This is a genomic window from Streptomyces beijiangensis (assembly GCF_017315755.1).
GTDB lineage: Bacteria > Actinomycetota > Actinomycetes > Streptomycetales > Streptomycetaceae > Streptomyces > Streptomyces beijiangensis.
Genome location: NZ_JAFLRJ010000488.1, coordinates 1 through 367, shown reverse-complemented (window position 1 = coordinate 367; position 367 = coordinate 1). Strand labels below are relative to the sequence as shown.

Genomic DNA, 367 nt, shown 5'->3' with positions numbered 1-367 from the left:
CCCGCGTTGTGGATCAGGATGTCCAGGCCGCCGCCGTCACCGAGAGCCTCCGTGATCCGGTCCGCCGCGTCAGGGGCCGTGATGTCGAGGGGGAGTGCGGTCGCTCCCAGGCGGGTCGCCGTGCGGGTGAGCTCCTCCTCGGACCGGGGGATGTCGAGGCAGAAGACATGGGCCCCGTCCCGTACGAGCGTCTCGGCTACCGCCGCGCCGATGCCGCGCGCCGAGCCGGTGACCAGAGCGGTGCGGCCTGCGAGGGGGTGGTCCCAGGACGCGGGTGCGGTCGCCTCCGTGCCGGCGACCTCGATGACCTGGCCGCTGACGTACGCCGACCTGGGGGAGAGGAGGAAGCGCAGGGTCGACTCGGCGG

Annotated in this window: 1 protein-coding gene; it reads right to left on the bottom strand. The window is 73.8% G+C overall.

What is annotated here, in order from left to right; genetic code table 11:
- Nucleotides 1-367: SDR family oxidoreductase (locus J0695_RS35665; protein WP_206968924.1), on the bottom strand; the 367-nt coding region annotated here is incomplete at both ends.